Source organism: Citrobacter sp. wls827 (assembly GCF_005280875.1).
GTDB lineage: Bacteria > Pseudomonadota > Gammaproteobacteria > Enterobacterales > Enterobacteriaceae > Citrobacter > Citrobacter youngae.
The window spans coordinates 534,561-554,229 of record NZ_SZWR01000010.1 but is presented as its reverse complement, the minus strand read 5'-3'; the positions used below and the strand labels follow the sequence as shown (position 1 = coordinate 554,229).

The following is a 19,669-nucleotide window of genomic DNA, read 5'->3' as shown; positions in this document are numbered from 1 at the left end:
AAAAAACCCGCCAGCGGCGGGTCAGTATCAGTAAGCAAATTGTTCTTGCATACCTTTGGGATGAGGTGGAGCTGAGCTAATTTTTTGCGGCCGGCATACTGATCGCACAAAAGTTTCATGCGTCACGAAGGTATGCCCGCACTCGATGTTAGTGCACTGGTTGTAGCGTTCTTTGGTTTCATTGGAAACCTGGAAGCTGCTTCGGGTATGTGCAGCCTGCCCACACATAGGACAATTCATCATAATAATCAGCCCTCATTATTAACCAGTTCGCAATAATGATACATCATTGTTCGCAATTTGGAACTAATCATTCCATTGCGAACTCATCTATTTTCACTTCAAGCTCCATGCTGGTCGTAAATCCATTATCCGGGCTGACAGAATGCGTCAGGGTGGTAATGGTCCATTCTGCATCATCGATCGGCTGCTTAAACCCCGTCACCTTCACCGGCATTTCCGTATAGAGATCAGCCCGCCCCTCAGCGAGCTGCAGGGAAAATGAAGCAACCCCACGCTGCAGACGTTCCCACTGCATTTTTGCTGCGCGCTCTGCATTGCTCCGGTTGGCGTAGGTACGATTAAGAACCAGCACGTTTTCATCCGTTCCCAACAGATAATCGCCCTGTTTTGCTTCCGGCTCTTTGGGTGTGGAGGTTTTCTTTCGACGACGCTTAACACTGGTTGCCTCTTTTTTCCTGGGTTCACGCGTATGCAACCAGCTGGCAATAACGCCGGTATAGGCACCACGATCAGCAAGGGTGAACCGATGACCGTCACCGGCTTTGCGCGTGATGGTGATAACCGGCAGCGGCTTGCCGCTCGCCGTTCTTCCCTGTCCCTGCCGGATAAACAGCAGATTCCCATCCTTAACGGAAGCAATCGCCCCATACTGTCTCGCCAGTTTCATCAGAAAACTTGCATCGCTTTCATTGGTCTGGTCCAGATGATCCAGCGCCTTATCCGTCAGGTCTTTACCCAGCGCCATTTTGAGGTTATGCCGGGCGGCGATTTCCTTTACCACCTCCCCCACCGTTGTCTGATGCCATGATTTTTCGCGCCGTGTATTGAGGGTTTCACGGAAATCAGCGCTACGCGCCCGGATGGTCAGCCGGTCAGGGGCACCGCTGTGTTCAATTTCATCCACAGTAAAAGCCCCTTTAGGGAAAAGCGGCTGGCCTTTCCAGCCCAGCGCCAGCTGAATCACTGCCCCACGTCGCGGCAGGGCGATCAGCCCGTCGGCGTCGTCCAGCTCCAGATCAAGCTGGTCCGCTTCAAAGCCCCGGTTATCCGTCAGCGTCAGACTCATCAGGCGGGTATCCAGCACGGTCGTCACGTCCTTACCTTCAATGACGATACTGAAAGCCGGGCTTTTGCTGTTCAGATTCAGAAGATCAGAATTAACGTTCACTGCAGCAATCCTCCTACCGTGTTCTTAATCCCCCCAATCGCAGAGGCAGCAGAGTCCTGCAGGTTGCTGAGCTGGTCACTCAGGCTCCCGAACATGTCAGACAGCGATTCATCAACCCGTTTGAGGGTGATCGTAAACTCAATGCGCCTGGGCATTCCGCTTGCAAAAAACTCCGCCTTTGTCTGGCTCAGACTTTCAATAACAAACATGCCGTAAATGGTTCCGCTGCCTTCAATCAAAGGCCATGCTTTGCCCTGCTCAGCCATCAACTCCAGCGCCAGCAATGACAGCCTGCCTCCGGTCACTTCCGGCAGCAGAACCCCGGACAGTGTCAGTGAATCATTATCCGGGCCAAGAAACTGCGTTGACGGGCGGCGGTTCACCCGGCTGTTGGCGGCATGTCGCCAGTTGCGCTGATACTGCAGTTCCTGATAAGGGACAGTGCGCAACATAAATACATATAAACCCAACACCATCATCATGATTCATACCCCCCCTGATCGCTGAAATTACTGCGCGCTTTTGCCCTGGCCCTGCGTTCCCGCTCGTCAAGCTGGCGTGCCACTTCACGGGCAATATCCTGCGCACTCTGTCCCGGCTGCGCGACGATATGAATGGGCGCATTTATCTCATAACGAATAACTGACGGCGGGCTGTCTGCCTTAACAGGCTGCGTCTGGTATGCCCTCGCAGGCAGACTAAACGGATGAAACGGAGCTGCTTCTGCAGGTGTCGCAGCAACCCCCATCACGCCTGCAACGACAGAGGCTAGCGCAGCAGTACGCCGCCTGCTGGTGACATTTGCCGGTCCGTTCACAATTTCAGGGCCATTTTCTCCAACAATGCCAAACTGCCCGCGTGGAATGATCCCGCCCGTGTCGTACATCCCCGCGTAAGCCGGGAACCCGCCGGGCGGCAGCACCACTTTGCCGTCACTGTTCACTGTGGCAGACTGCTGCTGCGTAACCTGCGCAGGCAGTTTCGCCTTCGCAGCCTCCTTACTGACAATACCGAGCTTTTCCAGCAGCCACGACACACCGGATTTAAGTGACTCCAGCGGGTGCATCACCCTATTCAGACCTTCCGCCAGCGCCTCACCAAACCGGCGCCCCATTGCAGCTGCGCTGTTCAGTTCTTCGGAAGTGGATTTAACCGGGGTCAGCAAATCATTGAACCAGCCCCACAAGGCCTGCACCCTGTCACCCATCCACTGAAACATGGGCCTGAGCGGCTCAAAGGCGGCGCTGATGGGCGCAGCAGCGGCTTTGAACCCTTCCACCACGCCCCCCAGAAATGCACTGATGGGCTGCCAGTATTTCCACACAACCAGCGCCACACCAGCCAGCGCAGCCACAACCAGCCCTATCGGACTGAGCAGCGCACCCAGCAGTCCACTGACGGCAAACAGAGCAACGCGCAACAGCGCCAGCGGACCAGAAACCAGCAACCGCAACACACTCCCGGTACGGGTGACCGCCGCCGCTGCGGAAGGTAATGCCTTAGCTGCCAGCATCGACAACCCGAAACGGATCACAGCAATCGGCCCCAGCACAGCAGCCACCGCCACAGCAAGTGTACCCAGTCCGACAGCGATCGCCGCTGTAGCCGCTGCCACTTTCATCAGCGTGCCAGCCAGCACGGGATTCTGCTCAACCCAGCGCCGAAGCGCCCCGGTCACGCCTTTAACCATGCTCATGATATCCATCAGCGGCTGGCGCAGCGTTTCCCCCAGGCTACTGAAAGCGTTCTGCGCGCCCGTCTTAACCAGCAACCACTGCGTAGACAATGAATCCTTGTTGATGTCGGATTCTTTCTGCATGGAGCCATTAGCATCGCTGCCTGCAGTGAGTTTCAGCTGACGCTGCAGCTCCGGCAGGTTGTTAGCCAGCTTTGCCGCATCATCGCCAAACTCTTTGCCAAAAAGCATCGTCATTGCAGACAGGCGCTTGTCCTGCGGCAGATTGTTGACCTTCTCCAGAACCCGCTGAATGGTGCCCATGGCATCGGTGGTCATCTGCTTTTCAATCTCCGCAGGATTGAGTTTCAGCAGGTTCATACCTTCAAAGAAGCGCTTACTTTGCATGGTGGCAATGGACAGTTCACGCACCATGGCATTAGAGGCGCTGGCGGCAATTTCTGGGGCAGCCCCAAGAGAAAGGAATGTTGAACCCAGCGCAGCAGCCTTTCGGAAGTCAAGGCGGTCAGCCACGCCCCCCATGCGCTGCAGGACGTTGATAATGTCCCCGCCCTTTGACATGGCGTTATCGTCCAGGTAGTTCAGCGCATCGCCCAGTTGTTCAATATTGCGCGTCGGAACTTTATAGAGCTGCGCGATTTTCCCCAGCCCTTCCGCCAGCTCATCGGCGGGCAGCTCAAAGGCCGTTGCAGCTTTTGCCGCCGTGGATGCAAAGGCCAGCAGGTCACGTTTCTGCTCCTCAAAGGGATCGTCCTGGTTGGTCACGCCCATGCGCGCGCCGCCTTCAACCAGCGCGGCATAGTCTATAGCGCCATTCTCCATCGGCAGCTGCTCACTGGCAGCCTTAATGGCATCCTGCATGTCATAAAACTGTTTTGTACGGTTGCCGTTATCGTCCCGTAGCCCGTTTACCTGCTTTGCCACGCCTTTCATGGCATCTTCCATGCTGGCGTAGCTTTTCACTGCAGCCATAACCGGCGCACCCATTGCCAGCCCGGCAGCTGTGGTGGTGGCTCCGGCTCCGGCTATGCGATCCCGAACCTCAAGACGGCGCGAATACTGATCACGAACCGCATTCATTCTCGCCTGCTGTTCACCCAAGCGTTTCAGGGATTTTTGCTGTCGCTCCAGCGCCAGTCTGGTTTCATCGGCGTTCTGCCGTAGCTCACGCTGTGCGCTGCTCAGTTTCTTTGTATCAAGCCCTGCCTCATTCAGCGCAAGGCGCTGACGCTGCACTGACTGACGCAGCCCGTTATATTTTCCCTGTAAATCGGTGACGCGATTTTTAGCCTGCTCAAGCAGTCTGGCCTGTGCTGCCGTCGGGCGGTTGGTCGCAGTAAACTGCGTGGCGAGTTTTGCCGCTTCTTCGCGGGCAGCTTTAAGGCTATTACCTGTGACTGCCAGCTGCGCGCTGGCCTTACGGAAGCCATCAATTCTGCCCGCCTGAGAATCTAACTCTTTCAGCCGGGCGCGGCTTTGCTGAATAGCGGCAGCCAGCTCTTTTGAGCTGGCCTGCGCGGATCGAAATGGGCTGGTGAGCTTGTCAACCGCATTCAGAATCACCTGCAGACGCAGGTTATTGTCACTCATCGCTGGCCCCGCTTCTCTGAATCGCTTTGTGCCGCCACTCCAGCACCTCTGTCAGCGGCATAACGTCAGTGATGGACGGCGACCAGTGAAAGATGGTGGCGATATCCGCCACCAGGTCATCAATCGTCAGGCTGTCGGTAAACCGGCAAGCACCGACTTCTTCAACAAAAAAGTCACCACCTCGACCGACAGCGCGGTGAGATCGGCGGGGTCCAGTTCAGCCATTTCCTGTGCGGTCAGCGTCGGGGTAGAAATACGCGGGATCACTGTCATCATGGCCCCCACGTCCATATCCATAATGGCCTGCAGGCGGGTGCCGCGTAGCGCACCGGACTGCGGCTTACGCAGCACAATTTCGGTGATTTGGGTTTTACCGCGCATGATTGGCGTATCCAGTTGTACGGTTTTTTCAGTCAGCTTGTCGCTCATGTTCGTTTCCTGTTAATCAGATACTGGCGCGGATCACCGCGCCGTTAAGTTAAATCAGAGGCCAAGGGCGTTACGGTGTGCTTCCATCAGGTCCACGCCGTCAACGATTTCAATCATGTTGACCAGATCAACCTCATAGAGCACTTCTCCGTTAATGGTCAGCTTCGCGTAGCTGTTGGTGCTGCTGACTTTGGTGGTGCTGCTCTCGCCGGTTTTCCACTCGCCGGAATCCACTTCTTTATGACGCCCGCGCACAACCAGCTCAATGGCCTGAACTTCGCCGGTATCGTCACGCTGAATAGAGCCGGTGAAACGCAGCTGGATGCCATCAACGGTTGCCTTGCCCATCTGCTTGAATAACAACAGTTCGGTGCCGCCGATTGAAAATTCCGTGTCCAGTGCGCCATCATCCAGCCCCATATCCACATCCACCGCGCCCGGCATACCGCCGCCGCGATACTTCTCAAACTTGCGGGTGAATTTCGGCAGAGTCAGGGACTCAACGATCCCCTGCCAGTTGTTCCCGTCGTTGAACAGGTTCAGGTGTTTTAACTTGCGTGGTAATGCCATGTATCCCCCTTATGCACTGACACGGCTGGCAAAATCGACCAGGTAGCGATCGGTGATGCGCTGGCGCAGCATCAGATTTTCAAGCGGCGGCACAGGCGTGTAGTCGTAGTCGATGGTGAGCTTCCCGGCTTTCAGAGAGTCTTTATCGTTCACTGACTCATCCAGCCAGCAGTCAGCCCCGATGAGGTATCCCTGATTTACCAGGCTGCGTAATTTGGCGCGAATACCTTCGATAATGTCGCGGGCCAGTGACGGATTCAGTGGCTTATCCACCGCCCACATATGCCCCTCTGCAATCGTGTCAGCCAGCACCTGGGCCGTGCGGGTGTAGTTCTCAAACGCAAACAAGGGATCGTCACTGAGGCAGCGGGAACCCCAGAAGCGGAAGCCGTCTTTGCAGATCAACGTGGTGACGTCATTCTGGTTCAACAGTCCCGCGTCCGTTGCCGGGTCCTGCAGGTCCCAGAACACATCAGCGGAAATGCCGGTGACGCCATTCACCCCCACGTTGGACAAGGTTTTGTGCCAGCCGGTCTGTTCGTCGATTTTGGCGCGCAAACCGAGCGCACGTGCGGAGGCGTAAGCCGTCGCATCGGCTTTCAGAACGGTGTCAAAGTTGATGAAATCAGGCCAGATCAGCATCCCTTCTCGCTGGCTGAAATTGTCCCGGTAAGCAATGGCTTCCTCCACCGTCTTGCAGCCATAGGCAGACAGGTAGGCAAACCCGCGCAGGCTCTGCGTAATACTCATCAGCTCAGTGGCTACCGCCTGCGTGTCATGCCCCGGCACACCGAGAATGCGCGGCTTAACTTTCAGCTGCGACTGCGCAGAAAGCAGCGCTTTCATCCCCGTTTTTTTTCCGTCGGACGTGACGCCACCGATAATATTGGAGGTGGTTTCCGCTTCGGTTTCGCCCTGCGCCACGCGCACAACAACCGTCACGGGTTTTGACTGGTCGGCAATCGCATCCAGCGAACGGGCCAGCGTGCCGGACTCGCCTGCTTTACCGCTGGCCTCCAGCACATCCGTCAGCAGAACCGGCTTATTGAGAGGGAATACGGACGCATCAGCATCATCGCCGGTGCAGACCATGCCCACGATAGCGGTGCTCACCGTGGTGATAGATCGGGTGCCCTCGTTGACTTCAACAACGCGCACCCCGTGGTGGTAATCCTGAGCCATAAAACGAATCTCCTGTAGAAGAGTTCCGTCATGATTCCTTTGTATGAAATGAAAATCATCGCGACCATATTGTCTGAGTTGTGATACAAAGTGTTTGTTGAAGGATTTGCGAGGTGATGAGCGTAAGCAATGGTTTTTAGTGAGATTACCGTTCTGTCATGTCAGATAGTTGCGTCTTTACTGATGGGATGTGATTATTTCATGCCATCAGCATGGAGAGCTAAGATCAATCAAATTCTTTTTGGATACTTCGCCCGATTAAGGGATAATGTTGATAGAGATATTTCACAGAAATTCAAAGAAACTTTTGCGCAGATAAAAATAATATTTTTCTGTTTATGCCTGCTAGCAATCTCCTATGCAATATACTACTTTAGAATTTTTTTATATGAACTCTTAACGCCTATTCCGTATTTGTGTCTCACACTCATTTCACTTTTATTTTCAGCTCTGGCTCTCAATGTTCTCATTGGACATGCTGTAAAATTACTCGTCGTATTAGGTGTCGGGGGGCTATTTTTCAGAAGCATTTCTGTCTTTTTACTAAAAACAGAAAAAGGTCCACTTGCCGGAACTGGGTTCCTCATGTTACTTATCTCGTTCATCATGCGTTACTCGAATATCACTCACACTTGAACATTAGGAATTAGAACGAGAAATACCGTAGCGCACGTCTGGGCTTTATGTGGGAAATGGCACAATGGACGGGCAGAAAAATCCCCGCGCATGGCGGGGAGGAATTAAGCGGCTGGCAACTCAGGCCAGGCAATAATGGGGGCGGAACCAGTACCCACACGGGTCAGCAGAACGCGGTATTTTCGCCACTCGTTAAGCATGTTTTTTTCGGCCTCCGTTGCCATATCCAGATCAACCGCATCTTGCAAAGGCTGTATTTGCTCACTGGCGATTTTAATTAATCTGGATTTGGTTGTGTTAGCTGAGGCGATTTCTGCCGCCTGCTGCGCCGCGGTATCTGTCACCCAGCGCTCACCGTTCCACTTATCATAAGGCGTTAATGGCGGATAAATCGTCGTGTCCGCCGGATACTCCCCTGGAGCTGTAATTTCCAGTGCTGCCCCGGTTTTCACATTCCAGACTGTTTCACCGCGATGATCAGCCAGATATTCCCACCCGGTCAGCTTGCTGTTGCGGCAGACAACATAGCCACCTTTTTCCGCCAGAGGTTTGTCTGTACAGGCATTAGCCGGAACGCTAACGCCCACAGGAAGAAACTCTGTGGTTTGTGACAAATAAACCCGCGTCAGGCTGTCATAGTTAAACACCACAATGTCACCCGGCACGACGGCAAAGCCGTTTTCCAGTACTGCACTCTGCATTATGCGGCCCTCACAATGTAGTTGAATGAAACGTTACGTGGGCGGATATACCAGCGGGCACGTGAGCCTGTTGAACCATAGATAGGTAAATTATTGACGGCTTTGTTTTCACCGGTATTAAATATATTCTCACCATTACCCAACTGAATTGTTGTAGCTTCAGTATTATTCTCAATATTTGGTTGTATCCATGTCCCGGCCTGTGAAGAAAAGATTGAGCGATTAATATCAATCCCGCGCCCATCATCCCATCCACGGATAAATTCACCACGCAAATCAGGAAGTTTTAAACCAGGATATACCAATGCCAGGTTCGGATACTGCGCTGCCGTAAAGGAAGCGCCATTGCACTTCAGCCAACCCGACGGCGCTGTAGAAAGAGGCCATGGAACAGGAACACCAACCGGCAGAGCTGAGCCTGCACCCAGACCAAGATTATTCAGAAACGTTGAAATATCAGCGATATCAGCACCATTAGCAGACTTGTCCATTTTCCCAGCAAGTGCATTGGTCATGGTGGTGGCAAAGTTTGGATCATTACCCAGCGCAGCTGCCAGTTCGTTTAATGTATCAAGTGCCGCCGGTGATGACGCAACCAGTGCTGCTATCGCTGCCTGTACAAATGCGGTGTTGGCAATCTGGGTGCTGTTATTGCCTGCCGCTGCCGTCGGTGCTTTTGGCGTGCCAGTGAATGTCGGACTGGCTTTTGGCGCATATTGCGTATGAGGATCTGCAGCAGCAAGATGTTTTGCCATCAGGTCATCCACATACACCTTAAGCTCCAGCACCTTGTCATCCACATATTTGCGGGTTGCCAGAACCACAGCAGGGTCAATTTTCAGAGTGATGTTATCGGTGCTGCTGGTAATCAGCACCATGCGTACGGTCTGCGTGCGTCCGCTGCCCTCAACGAGCTGCGGCTTATAGCTTTCCGGGCAATTCCCGACGGCAATCAGTGCGCCATTTTCATCAAACAGGCCGACTTCACGAATCCACCACCCGCCCTCAGTTTCAGGGATCACCTGCTCAGCAATAATCTGGCTGCTGTTCTGCGGATCGATATACAGCATATTCAACGCTGCGCGGCGCTTTTCAGCCACTAATGCTGTCTGTTGTGCGCTGGGAGTGGGCAGTGCTCCACCACCGTCACCCACCGCCATATGGGTAATTTTAAGCGGGACACCGAGCGCAGCGGCGCTTGCCAGTTTCGCCGCGCCGATATCCGTCAGCAGGGTATAAAATTTTGCGCTCATGGATTCACTCTCATCGTGTCAATAACATGGACCGCTCCGCCCTCATAAGCGGTGCCGCCGGAAATAATGGTTTCGTTGATATACGGGTAGATCGTGATTTCTTCGCCGGTGTAGGTGGCTGCGCCCACAAAATACGGGCCACCTGTCTGCAGGTTGATGGACATGCCAACCAGGTGACGGCTGCACGGTTTGGCGTCACCGATCAGGCGCTCCAGCTCCAGATAGGTCTCTTCTGTTATGCCCTGGTCCTGCACGCCAATATCCAGACGGAACGTCCCCGGCGTTTCGCCGGTCTGCCACCACTCAATGATGCGGATCAGGAAGCCGAACGGCTCCACCACGCGCCGCACAGCGCTGGTTGTCCCCTTGTGCTGATGGATATAAAAAGCATCCTGCACAACACGGCGCTTAACGCTTTCTGTCCAGCTTTCATCCCAGCGGTCAACAGAAAACGCCCAGGCCAGATAAGGCAGAAACCTGACCGGGCACGTTGCCGGGTTCCACAAATCTCTCAGTGATACCTGCAGATCGGAAATCCCGCTGCAGGTCTGCGCCAGTCGGCGCTCAAGCGGCGACGAACCCGGCGGCAACAGACTATTCATCCGTGCCCCCGTTGGTGACGCTCCATTCGGTGCAGGATGCCGCCTGCGTCTTATCCAGCACCACATCATCCAGCGGAGACACCAGTTCAACACGCTGGACGCCCTCCACGTGCAACGCGGCATAAATGGCGCTGCGGCGGATATCACGTCCCAGCCGCGTCTGACTGGCGATGTACTTCTGCAGGCTGGCTTTAGCTTCTGCCATCACCGGCTCAGCCTCCGGCCCCGGATAAAGGAAGATCGTCGCATCCACGCGGTATGGAATAATTTCAGCACTGCGCACCGTCAGGCGGTCTGCCACCGGGCGAACCTTTTCACTGTTAAGCGCCTGCTCTACCACTGCCAGCAGGTCAGCCCCTGCCTTACCGTCACCCTCGCGGCTCAGCACGGTAAGCACCACCTCTGCCGGTGCCGGACTGGTTGCGCTGGCATCCGCCACGCGCCCGTCGGCGCTTCTGGCGTGGAACTCATAGGCCCCCGTCGGCCCTGCAACGGACAGCCCCTCAAATGCTGCAGGAATGCGCTGGCGTAATGCTTCATCACTTTCCATCACTGCGGCGACCGGCGGCACCGCGTCATTATCGGCAGGGACTACCGTCAGGCGCTTCACGTTGCAGTTACCTGCCAGTTGCTCAAGATCATTTCCCATGGAATAGGCCACCATGACCGCCTGCGCAGCCTCATTAATACGCTGGCGCAGCAGAATTTCACGGTAAGTATTTTCCTGCAGCAGTTTGGTGACAGGTTCTGACTCCAGCGCCAACGTGCGCATAACGGCCTCCTGTTCATCAGCCGGATGGAGGGCCACAAAGGCGGCCTTGCGTTCTGCCAGCAATGCCTCAAAGTCCGGCACGTCCACAATCTGCGGCGGCGGTAGACGGGAAAGGTCAATGACTGCCATTGTCTGCTCCTGTTGATACGGAAAGGGCAACCGGTGCGCCGTTATTGCTGTGTCCTGTAAGCTCAACCACCATAGAACCATCAAAATTGCCGTTGATGGTGATGGAATCCAGCGTAAGACGCGGCTCCCAACGACTCAGCGCCACATAGACAGCAGACATAACCTGCAGGCGCAGCGCCGGGTTCTGCGGCTGGTCAATCAGGGCAGACAGCAGGGAGCCATATTCCCGGCGGGCAAGACGGCTGCCCTGCGGCGTCATCAGAATATCCCGCACCGACTGGCGCAGATGGTCTGTATTTGCAATGGCCTGCCCGTCATTCCTGCTCATACCGATATACAACGTCATACCGGACCTCCCGTGTTGTCGCCGCCTTTCAGAACACCAGTATGCTCATGGTCATCAACTACGATCCCGTTAGAACTCATTGCACCGCCGCCCTGAGTGACGCCACCATTGATCACCACCTCGCTGTTAATGCGCGTGGTGTCAGCCTCCACCACGAACTCAGCGGTTTTGAGGGTGATATTATCCGCCGCCTCGATCACCATGGATTTGATTCCCCGGACATGCCATCGTCCGGTGGCGGGTTCATACTCAAACCAGCCCCCGTCCGGGTACTCCGTCACGCAGCCGTCCACAGAATCCGACGGCGGCGGAAACTGATTAGAGTAGATGGCAGGCAGCACAAAAGCGGTTTCCAGATTGCCCCCCATGCTCAGCACCACCACCTGCTCATCCGGCGAGGGACACCACCATGTACGGGCACCACCGGCACGCAGCGTCAGCCAGTTAATCCAGTTGGTTTCAAGGTCGCCCACTTTCACCCGACACAGCCACTTTTTCCGGTCCACTTCGGTCACAGTACCGGTGCGGATAAGATTGGTGATAAGGCGCATGATTTCGGTCATTTGTGCATTCATAACGAAAGGTTGCCATCAGAGGGAAAAGGTAGGCAGTTCTGGCGGTTGTACCAGCGATGAAACAAAGATCACCCCGCCATCCAGCGCAACAGAGTGTCACGGGTAACGGTTTTCACCTCATCATTCACACCCAGCAGGCGGCGCTCAGCATAGCGGACCTCCGGGCCTTTACGGCTGACGCGGTCACGCAGTCCGTAGTGGTGAACACGGGCAATGCGCTGCACCTTACCCTCAAACTGCACGCTGGCAGAGTCGGCACTGGCTGCAGTTTTCAAGTATTTTGTGGTGCGAAGCTTTGCAAACATCTGGCGTTTGATGCGTCCCTTCTTGCTGCGGGCTGTCACCCGGCGCGGCTCATAGCCGCTGCCGTCAGGATTACGCTGCAGCCTGATGTTCTGCTGCTGCGTCCGGCGCAACTGTTGCGCCAGTTGCCGCATCATACGGCTGCGTGCTGCAGGCTCCAGATTAGCCAGCAATGCCGTCAGCCAGTCATCCACCCTCTGCAGTTCATCCACGTTTCACCGTCCACATTTCCTCGAATCTGTCAGGCTCCGGCACCGCTTCAACGCTCGACACATTACCGTCAGTGCTGACCAGTACACGCTCCGTCAGTTGCAGATTCAGACTGATATCGCATACATCATTGCGCAGAATATCCACTTCAAAGGTGAACAGTTTTTCGCGCAGCTCCGGGTTGTTGATGGCGTCCGCCTGATTTTCGCTGAGCCACAGCAACACGGGAGCCATCAGCAGATTCTGGTCGCCGCTGAAATCCTCGATCACCACGTTCAGGGTGTAGCGGTATTCCCATGACATAGAGCTGGCACCGGTTGCCACCAGTGAGCCGTTATCAACGAAAAGGTGCAGCTTATCTGGGTTGTTGCGGACATACGCCACCGCTTTATTCAGGGCGCTGCGCAGGGACTGCGGTTTGTTCACTCTCTCGCTCCTGACACGCAACTATCGTGTCGACTTTGTCAGCACAGACCGCCCAGGCGGCCTCTGTTTCATCCAGCGCCGTATTCAGATCACCGTTACTGCGCGGCGCTGATCTTTCCAGGCGGCACTGCGTCACTCTGGGACAGCCATTCACGGTAAGCAGCACCTCCGGCAAGGGCCGGACGTTCGCGCAGCCTGATAATGTCAGCAGGCAAAGGAGCGTCAGCCCAGCGGCGCAAATCCTCGTTTTCACGTTTCAGTTCCTCGATCCGGCGCTGGCGGCTTCGCAGCAGTGCGGTGGTCTGTTCCGCTGCCGCATAAAGCCGCGTCTGCTCCCGGCTGTTGGTTTCGGTCAGAATGGACAGGCCGATCAACTGACTGTTTTTCTTCGTCAGTTCCTGCGTTTTACTTTTCAGCGCCGCGCCTTGCGTCTCAATGGTGTGACTGGCATTGTTAAGCCGCCACGACTGCCAGCCCAGCACCGCAAAAGCCAGCGCCAGCACTACCGCCAGCAAGCGCGTCATGCCCCAGTTCCTTTTAAGCACCAGGCCAGTTCCCGCGCGCGGCGGTTCTCCAGACCTTTATTTTTCACACCGTTAACGTAAATCCAGCGCGGTAGCTGGTTGCATGCCTGCCACCACTGCTGGCGATTGATATATGACACCATGGTTGACCTGCAGATCGCGCCGGTCCCCACATTGAAACCAATACTCACCAGCGCATCGTAGACATGCTGCGGGGGCTTAACCGTCAGGCAGGCATCCAGCCTTTTTTCAGTCAGTAGTACATTGTTTATTAACCCCTGCGCCGCCTGCCGTTCCGTGATAGCTTTCCCCGGCACCACCCCGGATGTATTGCCGATCCCGTCAGTCCAGACACCTGCGCTGCACTGGTACGGCTGCAGATGACATCCCTCGTAATCGGCAATCAGTTTCAGCCCTTCAACGGAGGTTTTGAGCGACTGGAAACCGGGCAGCGTGGCGGCGATAGCCAGCACAGCCCCGACAAGGCAGCGCTTAACGATTGAAGGATTCATATTCCCCCCGTGAAATTTTGCCATCGCGCAGCAACCTGAAAGACTGGTGTTTGTAGTACCAGTTGATAGCCAGCATCAGCACACCAATCAGCACGCCGCCAACCGTTGATGCATCCTTGAGCGACAGATCGCCCAGCCATGCCAGCAGCACGGCGATGCAATAAGTAATAAAGGCGCTGATTCGTTCAAGCGTCATAATTCAGTCCCATAGCTGGACGGTCTGCGCCGTGGTTGACGCCGTAATGTCCGGCAGTTCCACCTGCAGCCCGTGCGGTAAAAATGGGCCGTACTCTGCCAGCCCCGGATTTGCCTTCAGAACCTGCTCAGTGACCCCCTGCGTGCGCCCGTAATGACGCCAGCAAAGCGCGTCCACCGTGTCATACTGATGCGCACGCACTTTCATCAGATAAGCTCCACCGTACAGTGCGGCGCATCCTGCACCCGGCTGATGGCCCAGCGGGCATCACGCCACAGATCACCGCTGGCCTCCGCCAGCTCCTCCCCCCGTTTCGCACCTGACGCCGTGGCGTCATAGTCCTGATAACGCTCATTGAGTACGGCACGCGTCCAGCAAAAAACAGCGTTATGGTAGTGCCGGATACGCTCGCTTTTACCGTCCAGCATGTCCGCCGGAACCTCAGCCAGTGCCCGGTAGCCCAGCAGTTGCTGGCGGGTGCGGAAGTCGTACAGCTCTGCGTTAACCTCAGAAATCGCCGTCAGCACAACCTGCTTTAAACGCGGCTGCGTCACCGTGCCGTCAGTTCGCATCACACTGCGAAACTCCGACAGGTCCACATCAGGCCAGAACGGCGTATTTTTGATAACCTCCGCCTGTTCCGGTGCCTGTTCGGGCGCAACAAACTTCATGCGGCTTTCTCCTGAATAAGTGGGCGGTGGACGGAATTTTGATGTGGCAGTGCCTTTCGCCATCCCGTGCCGCCCGTGCGCGGGGCACGTTCGTTAGCGGCTGTCATTGCGCAGTCTGCGCTCCAGCTGCTGCTTTTCTTTTTTTACACCGCAGCGGGGATCAAGCTGCAGCGCATGGGTAAGGTGATTCAGGGCTGACGCCGGGTTGCTTTCGCTCAGTACAGCGCCGATGGCTTTATGCAGGCGCGCCCGCGACTGGTCCGGCATATCCAGATCGGTTGTCAGGTCCAGCGTCTGCAAAAGCAGATCGGCATCAAAGCCTGCAGCGGCTAGCAGAGCGCCTTGCGCCGCGTCTGCCATTTCTTCTGCCAGCACGGTCTGCACGTTACGGTTGCCCAGCGGCATCACCCAGCCATGGCGCAGCGCATGACGCCCGATTTCCAGCGCACCGGCATAATCACCGGCGTCGATACGCCACAACATCACGTACATCAGCACGTCATCCTGCTGCGCACCTCCGGCAGCCAGCACGCCCTCCGCCCAGGCGGAATATTTCGGCAGCAGTTCCACCTTGATTTCCGCCTTTTTCACCGTGGACTGGACGCCCTTGAGGCGGCGGCGGTCTTCTGCCAGTTGCAGCAGCATCAGGTCATAGCCCGACGCATGGCGAACACTGCCGCCCTCACGGGCGGCCTGTTCAGCCTGAATGCGCAGGCGGTGCTGCCGTGCGGGACTCAGGCTCATGCGTTATTTCCCACTTTCCGGAGCGGCAGGCGCGCTGAAATCACCGATTTCGATGTTTTCTACCAGCGCCGCGCAGCGGTAGTCCTCGACCACATACGCCTCGTTGACGGATTCAAAGTTTTCAATCCGGTCACGTTTCGGGTTGTCGATAACTGAACGGCGGCGGGTGTCTTCCTGCCAGTAGATGGACAGGTTATCCAGACGGGTGATCAGCAGGGCATTTGCCGGGAAGAAAGGCGCGCGCACGGCCTGCAGGCCGCCCATGCGTTTCTGGCTGATGATCAGATCGGCGGCGATTTTCTCGCTGTTGTCCTGCTCTTTGTTGACCAGCGGGAAATACTTGTCAGACAGCAGTTCACGTCCGCATACAACAACCAGCTCGTCATCATCCTGATACTCCACATCGATCAACTCGTTGACGGTATCCATCACCACCGCGTCAAGATTTACATACTTACCACCCGGACCTACTTTTACCGGTTCTGCAGTAGTGGTGCCGTCTTCTGCGGTTTTGCTGCCCATGACGTGATCCGGCGCGTCTTCGCGGATTTTCTGCAGCCAGCCTTTATTGACGTCCTGCAGCAGCGGGTTTTCAGCACGGTTGGAGGTTTTGGCGCGCTTCACGCCGTTAAAGCCGATCATGATGCGGTCCAGCGCCTGACGCTTGACGATGGCGTTGCGAATACGCACCTGGAAGTCCTGGAATTTCGCCCACATGTCCAGTTTTGCGTAGGTCAGCACCGTATCAAAGTTGGTCTGCTCGCATTTGTATTCCACGTCTTCCATCAGCGTCGGATCGGTAGGCTCGCGCTCTTTGGTGGTGGTATCGGTGGTTCCGGCAATGGTGCTGCCAACACCCAGCCCCAGCAACTGACCGGACTGCTCAGTGACCGGCGTGATGTTAATAACCGTCAGGAAAGCGGCGGACTGCTGGATCTGGTCTTCCAGCGTCTGCTGCACGGACGGCTCCACGGTAAACTTGCTGGACAGTTCTTCAACTTCCACACCGTTCAGGCGCGCCAGTTGCTGCAGGTAAGCGTTAAAGGCAAAGCGGGTTTTCTTTTTCATCGGGTCTTATGCTCCATCAGCAATTGGTCAGGGTGCCTGCCGGTGCGTCACCGCCCGGCGCGCGCTGGCGGTAATCCTTGCGGCTGTCTTCGCGGCTCAGCTGCTGCTGTAGCTCAGCAAAGGCGGCCTGCTGTTCCTGCAGGGAGGACTCCAGCGCAGAAAGGCGTTCACCGTTTTCAGCCAGGGATTTATCAGTGCGCTCGCTCAGGTTCTGCTGCTCGGTGGCGACCAGTTCCACGGCTTTATGCACGTCGGAGAAACGCGCCTCATCGGTCTGCTCTTTTTTGGTGAACAGCGCGGTGACGCGGGCAAAGAGGGACGGCTTTTCGTCCTGGGCTTCTTCCAGTTCGATCAGCGTTTCAACCGCTTCCGAAAACAGGTTTTCAGGGTTCTGCTTACGGTTCGCCAGCGGGTTATGCGCGGCGCTGGCGCTGAATGCCAGCATTTCGGTGCCAAGGCTAGCCGGATCGTCCGTCGCCCCCAGCCCCACCAGGTATGCTTTGCCGGTGTCGGCAAACTTCGTGCTGACCTCCATGGAGGTGAAAAGCTTCTGGCCTTTCTTCACCAGTTCCACCAGGGCTTCCGTGGGTTCGATATCGGCATAAAGCGCCATCTTGCCCGCCAGCGGCCCGTCCTTGATTTCTTCTGCAACCAGCCCCGTCACCCTGCCGTAGCGGTTAAAGGTGCTGTCCGGCAGATAAGACTTGATGTGCTCAAGGTTAATCAGCGCGGTATAGACCGTCGGGTTGTAGCTGGCAGCCATCTGTACCAGCCATTCACGCTGGATTTCGCGCCCGTCAGTGGTGGCACCTTCCACCCCGATACGGAAACGCTTTGCTTTCACTGTCATGAGCCGTGCTCCGTTAAAAATAACTTACTGGAGCCTTATGTTTGCGGTGATGGGGGGAGTGAAACAACGCGCGGCACTTGTACGGTAAACCACACAAACCGCAGCCGGGGAAAGCCGTCAGGCAAGGCCGTATGTTTGGGCCATGAACACGACACTGACCCCCGCAGACCTCGATCCCCGTAGGCAGGCCATGCTGCTGTACTTTCAGGGATACCGCGTAGCCCGCATTGCTGAAATGCTGGGCGAGAAAGTTGCAACCGTTCACAGCTGGAAGAAGCGCGACAAGTGGGGCGACTATGGGCCGCTGGATCAGATGCAGCTCACCACCGCCGCACGTTACTGCCAGCTCATCATGAAGGAGCAGAAAGAAGGGAAAGACTTCAAGGAAATTGACCTGCTGGCGCGCCAGTCAGAGCGCCACGCCCGGATCGGTAAATTTAACGATGGCGGGAACGAAGCTGACTTAAACCCGAACGTTGCCAACCGTAACAAAGGGCCACGCCGCCAGCCCGAAAAGAATGTTTTCACTGATGAACAGACCGAAAAGCTGGAAGAAATCTTCCACGCCTCTATGTTCGACTATCAGCGTCACTGGTTTGAAGCAGGAAAAACAAACCGCATCCGCAATCTGCTAAAGTCGCGCCAGATTGGCGCCACGTTTTATTTTGCCCGTGAAGCCCTTATTGATGCCCTGCTGACCGGACGCAACCAGATTTTCCTTTCTGCCAGTAAGGCACAGGCACACGTCTTTAAGCAGTACATCATCGACTTTGCAAAAGAGGTGGATGTTGAGCTGAAAGGCGATCCCATGGTGCTGCCCAATGGCGCAGCTCTGTACTTTCTCGGCACCAACGCCCGCACGGCGCAGAGCTACCACGGCAATCTGTACCTTGATGAATATTTCTGGATACCGAAATTCCAGGAACTGCGCAAAGTTGCCTCCGGGATGGCCATTCACAAGAAATGGCGACAAACCTACTTTTCCACGCCGTCCAGCCTGACCCACAGCGCGTATCCGTTCTGGTCCGGTGCTCTGTTTAACCGGGGTCGTGCCAAAGCGGACAAGGTGGATATTGACCTGACCCACAGCAACCTTGCGCACGGCCTGCTCTGCCCTGACGGGCAGTACCGCCAGATCGTCACCGTGGAAGATGCGGTGCGCGGCGGCTGTAACCTGTTCGACCTCGACCAGCTGCGCATGGAGTACAGCCCGGACGAATACCAGAACCTGCTGATGTGCGAATTTATTGACGATCTGGCGTCAGTATTCCCGCTCAGCGAGCTGCAGGCGTGCATGGTGGACAGCTGGGAAGTCTGGACCGATTTTCAGGCGCTGGCGCTGCGCCCGTTTGGCTGGCGGGAAGTCTGGATCGGTTACGACCCGGCGAAAGGTACGCAAAACGGTGACAGCGCAGGCTGCGTGGTTATGGCACCGCCAACTGTGCCGGGCGGCAAGTTCCGCATTCTGGAGCGTCATCAGTGGCGCGGAATGGACTTCCGCGCTCAGGCGGACGCCATCAAAAAACTGACGCAGCAGTACAACGTGACCTACATCGGCATCGACTCGACCGGCGTCGGGCACGGTGTTTATGAGAACGTAAAAGCGTTCTTTCCTGCCGTGCGGGAGTTTGTCTACAACCCCAACGTCAAAAATGCCCTGGTGCTCAAGGCGTACGACATTATCAGCCACCGTCGTCTAGAGTTTGACGCCGGGCACACCGACATAGCGCAGTCCTTTATGGCAATCCGCCGCACCACCACCGCCAGCGGCAACCGCCCTACCTACGAAGCGAGCCGCAGCGAAGAAGCCAGCCACGCAGATTTGGCCTGGGCAACGATGCACGCACTGTTTAACGAACCGCTGCAGGGCGAATCCGCCAATACCAGCAATATTGTGGAGATTTTTTGATGAGTGAACACGACGCCCTGGCCAGAACCGCGCCAGTGCAGGAGGCCGAACAGCAGAAGAATACAACTCATGCCGAAGCGTTCAGCTTTGGTGATCCGATCCCGGTACTGGACCGCCGCGAACTGCTGGACTATGTGGAATGCGTACAGATGGACAGATGGTATGAACCGCCGGTGAGTTTTGACGGGCTGGCACGGACCTATCGCGCCGCTGTGCATCACAGCTCGCCGATTGCCGTCAAACGCAACATTCTGACCAGCACCTTTATCCCACACCCGTTGCTCAGCCAGCAGGCGTTCAGCCGGTTCGTGCTGGACTATCTTGTGTTTGGTAACTCTTATCTGGAGAAGCGCACCAATCGCCT

At 56.0% G+C, this 19,669-nt stretch carries 26 protein-coding genes and 1 pseudogene; 2 read left to right on the top strand and 25 right to left on the bottom strand.

What is annotated here, in order from left to right:
• Nucleotides 1-27: 27 nt before the first annotated feature.
• The 25 genes from FDX03_RS06050 to FDX03_RS05930 form a co-directional block, all read right to left on the bottom strand.
• Entirely contained in the window at nt 28-243 is a 216-nt protein-coding gene (locus FDX03_RS06050; RefSeq protein WP_137345633.1) for an ogr/Delta-like zinc finger family protein, read from the bottom strand.
• 67 nt (nt 244-310) lie between these two features.
• Nucleotides 311-1,411, bottom strand: a complete 1,101-nt coding sequence (locus tag FDX03_RS06045) for a phage late control D family protein (RefSeq protein WP_137345632.1) — start codon at nt 1,409-1,411, stop codon at nt 311-313.
• Entirely contained in the window at nt 1,408-1,893 is a 486-nt protein-coding gene (locus tag FDX03_RS06040) for a phage tail protein (protein ID WP_137345631.1), read from the bottom strand. The genes FDX03_RS06045 and FDX03_RS06040 overlap by 4 nt, the downstream gene beginning before the upstream one ends.
• Nucleotides 1,890-4,697, bottom strand: coding sequence for a phage tail tape measure protein (locus FDX03_RS06035; protein ID WP_137345630.1), 2,808 nt, complete (start codon nt 4,695-4,697; stop codon nt 1,890-1,892). Before FDX03_RS06035 ends, FDX03_RS06040 begins: the two co-directional genes overlap by 4 nt.
• Nucleotides 4,690-4,809: a GpE family phage tail protein gene (locus FDX03_RS06030; RefSeq protein ID WP_001397628.1), complete on the bottom strand. Its 120-nt coding sequence runs from the start codon at nt 4,807-4,809 to the stop codon at nt 4,690-4,692. Before FDX03_RS06030 ends, FDX03_RS06035 begins: the two co-directional genes overlap by 8 nt.
• A 14-nt stretch (nt 4,810-4,823) precedes the next feature.
• Nucleotides 4,824-5,126 carry a phage tail assembly protein gene (locus FDX03_RS06025; RefSeq protein WP_001744189.1) on the bottom strand — a complete coding sequence of 101 codons (303 nt, stop codon included), beginning with the start codon at nt 5,124-5,126 and terminating at the stop codon, nt 4,824-4,826.
• Nucleotides 5,127-5,180: 54 nt separating this feature from the next.
• The gene (locus tag FDX03_RS06020; protein WP_016150797.1) at nt 5,181-5,696 is read right to left on the bottom strand and encodes a phage major tail tube protein; all 516 of its coding nucleotides are present in this window, start codon (nt 5,694-5,696) and stop codon (nt 5,181-5,183) included.
• Between the two features lie 9 nt (nt 5,697-5,705).
• Nucleotides 5,706-6,878 (bottom strand): phage tail sheath protein, encoded by a 1,173-nt coding sequence (locus FDX03_RS06015; RefSeq protein WP_137345629.1) that lies wholly within the window; start codon nt 6,876-6,878, stop codon nt 5,706-5,708.
• Nucleotides 6,879-7,618: 740 nt separating this feature from the next.
• Nucleotides 7,619-8,215 (bottom strand): tail fiber assembly protein, encoded by a 597-nt coding sequence (locus FDX03_RS06010; protein ID WP_137345628.1) that lies wholly within the window; start codon nt 8,213-8,215, stop codon nt 7,619-7,621.
• Entirely contained in the window at nt 8,215-9,468 is a 1,254-nt protein-coding gene (locus FDX03_RS06005) for a phage tail protein (protein WP_137345627.1), read from the bottom strand. The genes FDX03_RS06010 and FDX03_RS06005 overlap by 1 nt, the downstream gene beginning before the upstream one ends.
• On the bottom strand, nt 9,465-10,070 hold the full coding sequence (locus tag FDX03_RS06000; protein WP_137345626.1) for a phage tail protein I: 606 nt from the start codon (nt 10,068-10,070) through the stop codon (nt 9,465-9,467). Before FDX03_RS06000 ends, FDX03_RS06005 begins: the two co-directional genes overlap by 4 nt.
• Nucleotides 10,063-10,971, bottom strand: a complete 909-nt coding sequence (locus tag FDX03_RS05995; RefSeq protein WP_137345625.1) for a baseplate assembly protein — start codon at nt 10,969-10,971, stop codon at nt 10,063-10,065. Before FDX03_RS05995 ends, FDX03_RS06000 begins: the two co-directional genes overlap by 8 nt.
• Entirely contained in the window at nt 10,958-11,317 is a 360-nt protein-coding gene (locus tag FDX03_RS05990) for a GPW/gp25 family protein (RefSeq protein WP_137345624.1), read from the bottom strand. The genes FDX03_RS05995 and FDX03_RS05990 overlap by 14 nt, the downstream gene beginning before the upstream one ends.
• Nucleotides 11,314-11,892, bottom strand: a complete 579-nt coding sequence (locus FDX03_RS05985) for a phage baseplate assembly protein V (RefSeq protein WP_137345623.1) — start codon at nt 11,890-11,892, stop codon at nt 11,314-11,316. The genes FDX03_RS05990 and FDX03_RS05985 overlap by 4 nt, the downstream gene beginning before the upstream one ends.
• A 68-nt stretch (nt 11,893-11,960) precedes the next feature.
• A complete protein-coding gene (locus FDX03_RS05980; protein ID WP_137345622.1) occupies nt 11,961-12,407 on the bottom strand; it encodes a phage virion morphogenesis protein in 447 nt (148 codons plus the stop codon).
• Complete coding sequence (locus FDX03_RS05975; protein ID WP_137345621.1) at nt 12,400-12,831, bottom strand: phage tail protein; 432 nt, start codon at nt 12,829-12,831, stop codon at nt 12,400-12,402. The genes FDX03_RS05980 and FDX03_RS05975 overlap by 8 nt, the downstream gene beginning before the upstream one ends.
• Nucleotides 12,794-13,042 (bottom strand): Rz1-like lysis system protein LysC, encoded by a 249-nt coding sequence (gene lysC, locus FDX03_RS22795; RefSeq protein WP_226794656.1) that lies wholly within the window; start codon nt 13,040-13,042, stop codon nt 12,794-12,796. Before lysC ends, FDX03_RS05975 begins: the two co-directional genes overlap by 38 nt.
• Complete coding sequence (lysB, locus tag FDX03_RS23105) at nt 12,927-13,355, bottom strand: Rz-like lysis system protein LysB (protein WP_137345620.1); 429 nt, start codon at nt 13,353-13,355, stop codon at nt 12,927-12,929. Before lysB ends, lysC begins: the two co-directional genes overlap by 116 nt.
• Entirely contained in the window at nt 13,352-13,867 is a 516-nt protein-coding gene (locus FDX03_RS05960) for a lysozyme (RefSeq protein WP_137345619.1), read from the bottom strand. Before FDX03_RS05960 ends, lysB begins: the two co-directional genes overlap by 4 nt.
• Nucleotides 13,848-14,063 carry an HP1 family phage holin gene (locus FDX03_RS05955; protein WP_001397650.1) on the bottom strand — a complete coding sequence of 72 codons (216 nt, stop codon included), beginning with the start codon at nt 14,061-14,063 and terminating at the stop codon, nt 13,848-13,850. Before FDX03_RS05955 ends, FDX03_RS05960 begins: the two co-directional genes overlap by 20 nt.
• Before the next feature lie 3 nt (nt 14,064-14,066).
• Nucleotides 14,067-14,270 carry a tail protein X gene (locus FDX03_RS05950; protein WP_001397651.1) on the bottom strand — a complete coding sequence of 68 codons (204 nt, stop codon included), beginning with the start codon at nt 14,268-14,270 and terminating at the stop codon, nt 14,067-14,069.
• On the bottom strand, nt 14,270-14,734 hold the full coding sequence (locus FDX03_RS05945) for a head completion/stabilization protein (protein WP_137345618.1): 465 nt from the start codon (nt 14,732-14,734) through the stop codon (nt 14,270-14,272). Before FDX03_RS05945 ends, FDX03_RS05950 begins: the two co-directional genes overlap by 1 nt.
• Nucleotides 14,735-14,827: 93 nt before the next feature.
• The gene (gene gpM / locus FDX03_RS05940; protein ID WP_000059172.1) at nt 14,828-15,478 is read right to left on the bottom strand and encodes a phage terminase small subunit; all 651 of its coding nucleotides are present in this window, start codon (nt 15,476-15,478) and stop codon (nt 14,828-14,830) included.
• A gap of 3 nt (nt 15,479-15,481) precedes the next feature.
• Nucleotides 15,482-16,546: a phage major capsid protein, P2 family gene (locus FDX03_RS05935; RefSeq protein WP_137345617.1), complete on the bottom strand. Its 1,065-nt coding sequence runs from the start codon at nt 16,544-16,546 to the stop codon at nt 15,482-15,484.
• 16 nt (nt 16,547-16,562) lie between these two features.
• Nucleotides 16,563-17,396, bottom strand: coding sequence for a GPO family capsid scaffolding protein (locus FDX03_RS05930; RefSeq protein WP_137345616.1), 834 nt, complete (start codon nt 17,394-17,396; stop codon nt 16,563-16,565).
• Nucleotides 17,397-17,538: 142 nt separating this feature from the next.
• Here FDX03_RS05930 and FDX03_RS05925 point away from each other — a divergent pair, with 142 nt between their 5' ends.
• Complete coding sequence (locus tag FDX03_RS05925; RefSeq protein WP_137345615.1) at nt 17,539-19,305, top strand: terminase ATPase subunit family protein; 1,767 nt, start codon at nt 17,539-17,541, stop codon at nt 19,303-19,305.
• Nucleotides 19,305-19,669 (top strand): annotated as a pseudogene (locus FDX03_RS23100) (capsid portal protein); the annotation flags it as partial. The gene FDX03_RS05925 and the pseudogene FDX03_RS23100, both read left to right, overlap by 1 nt.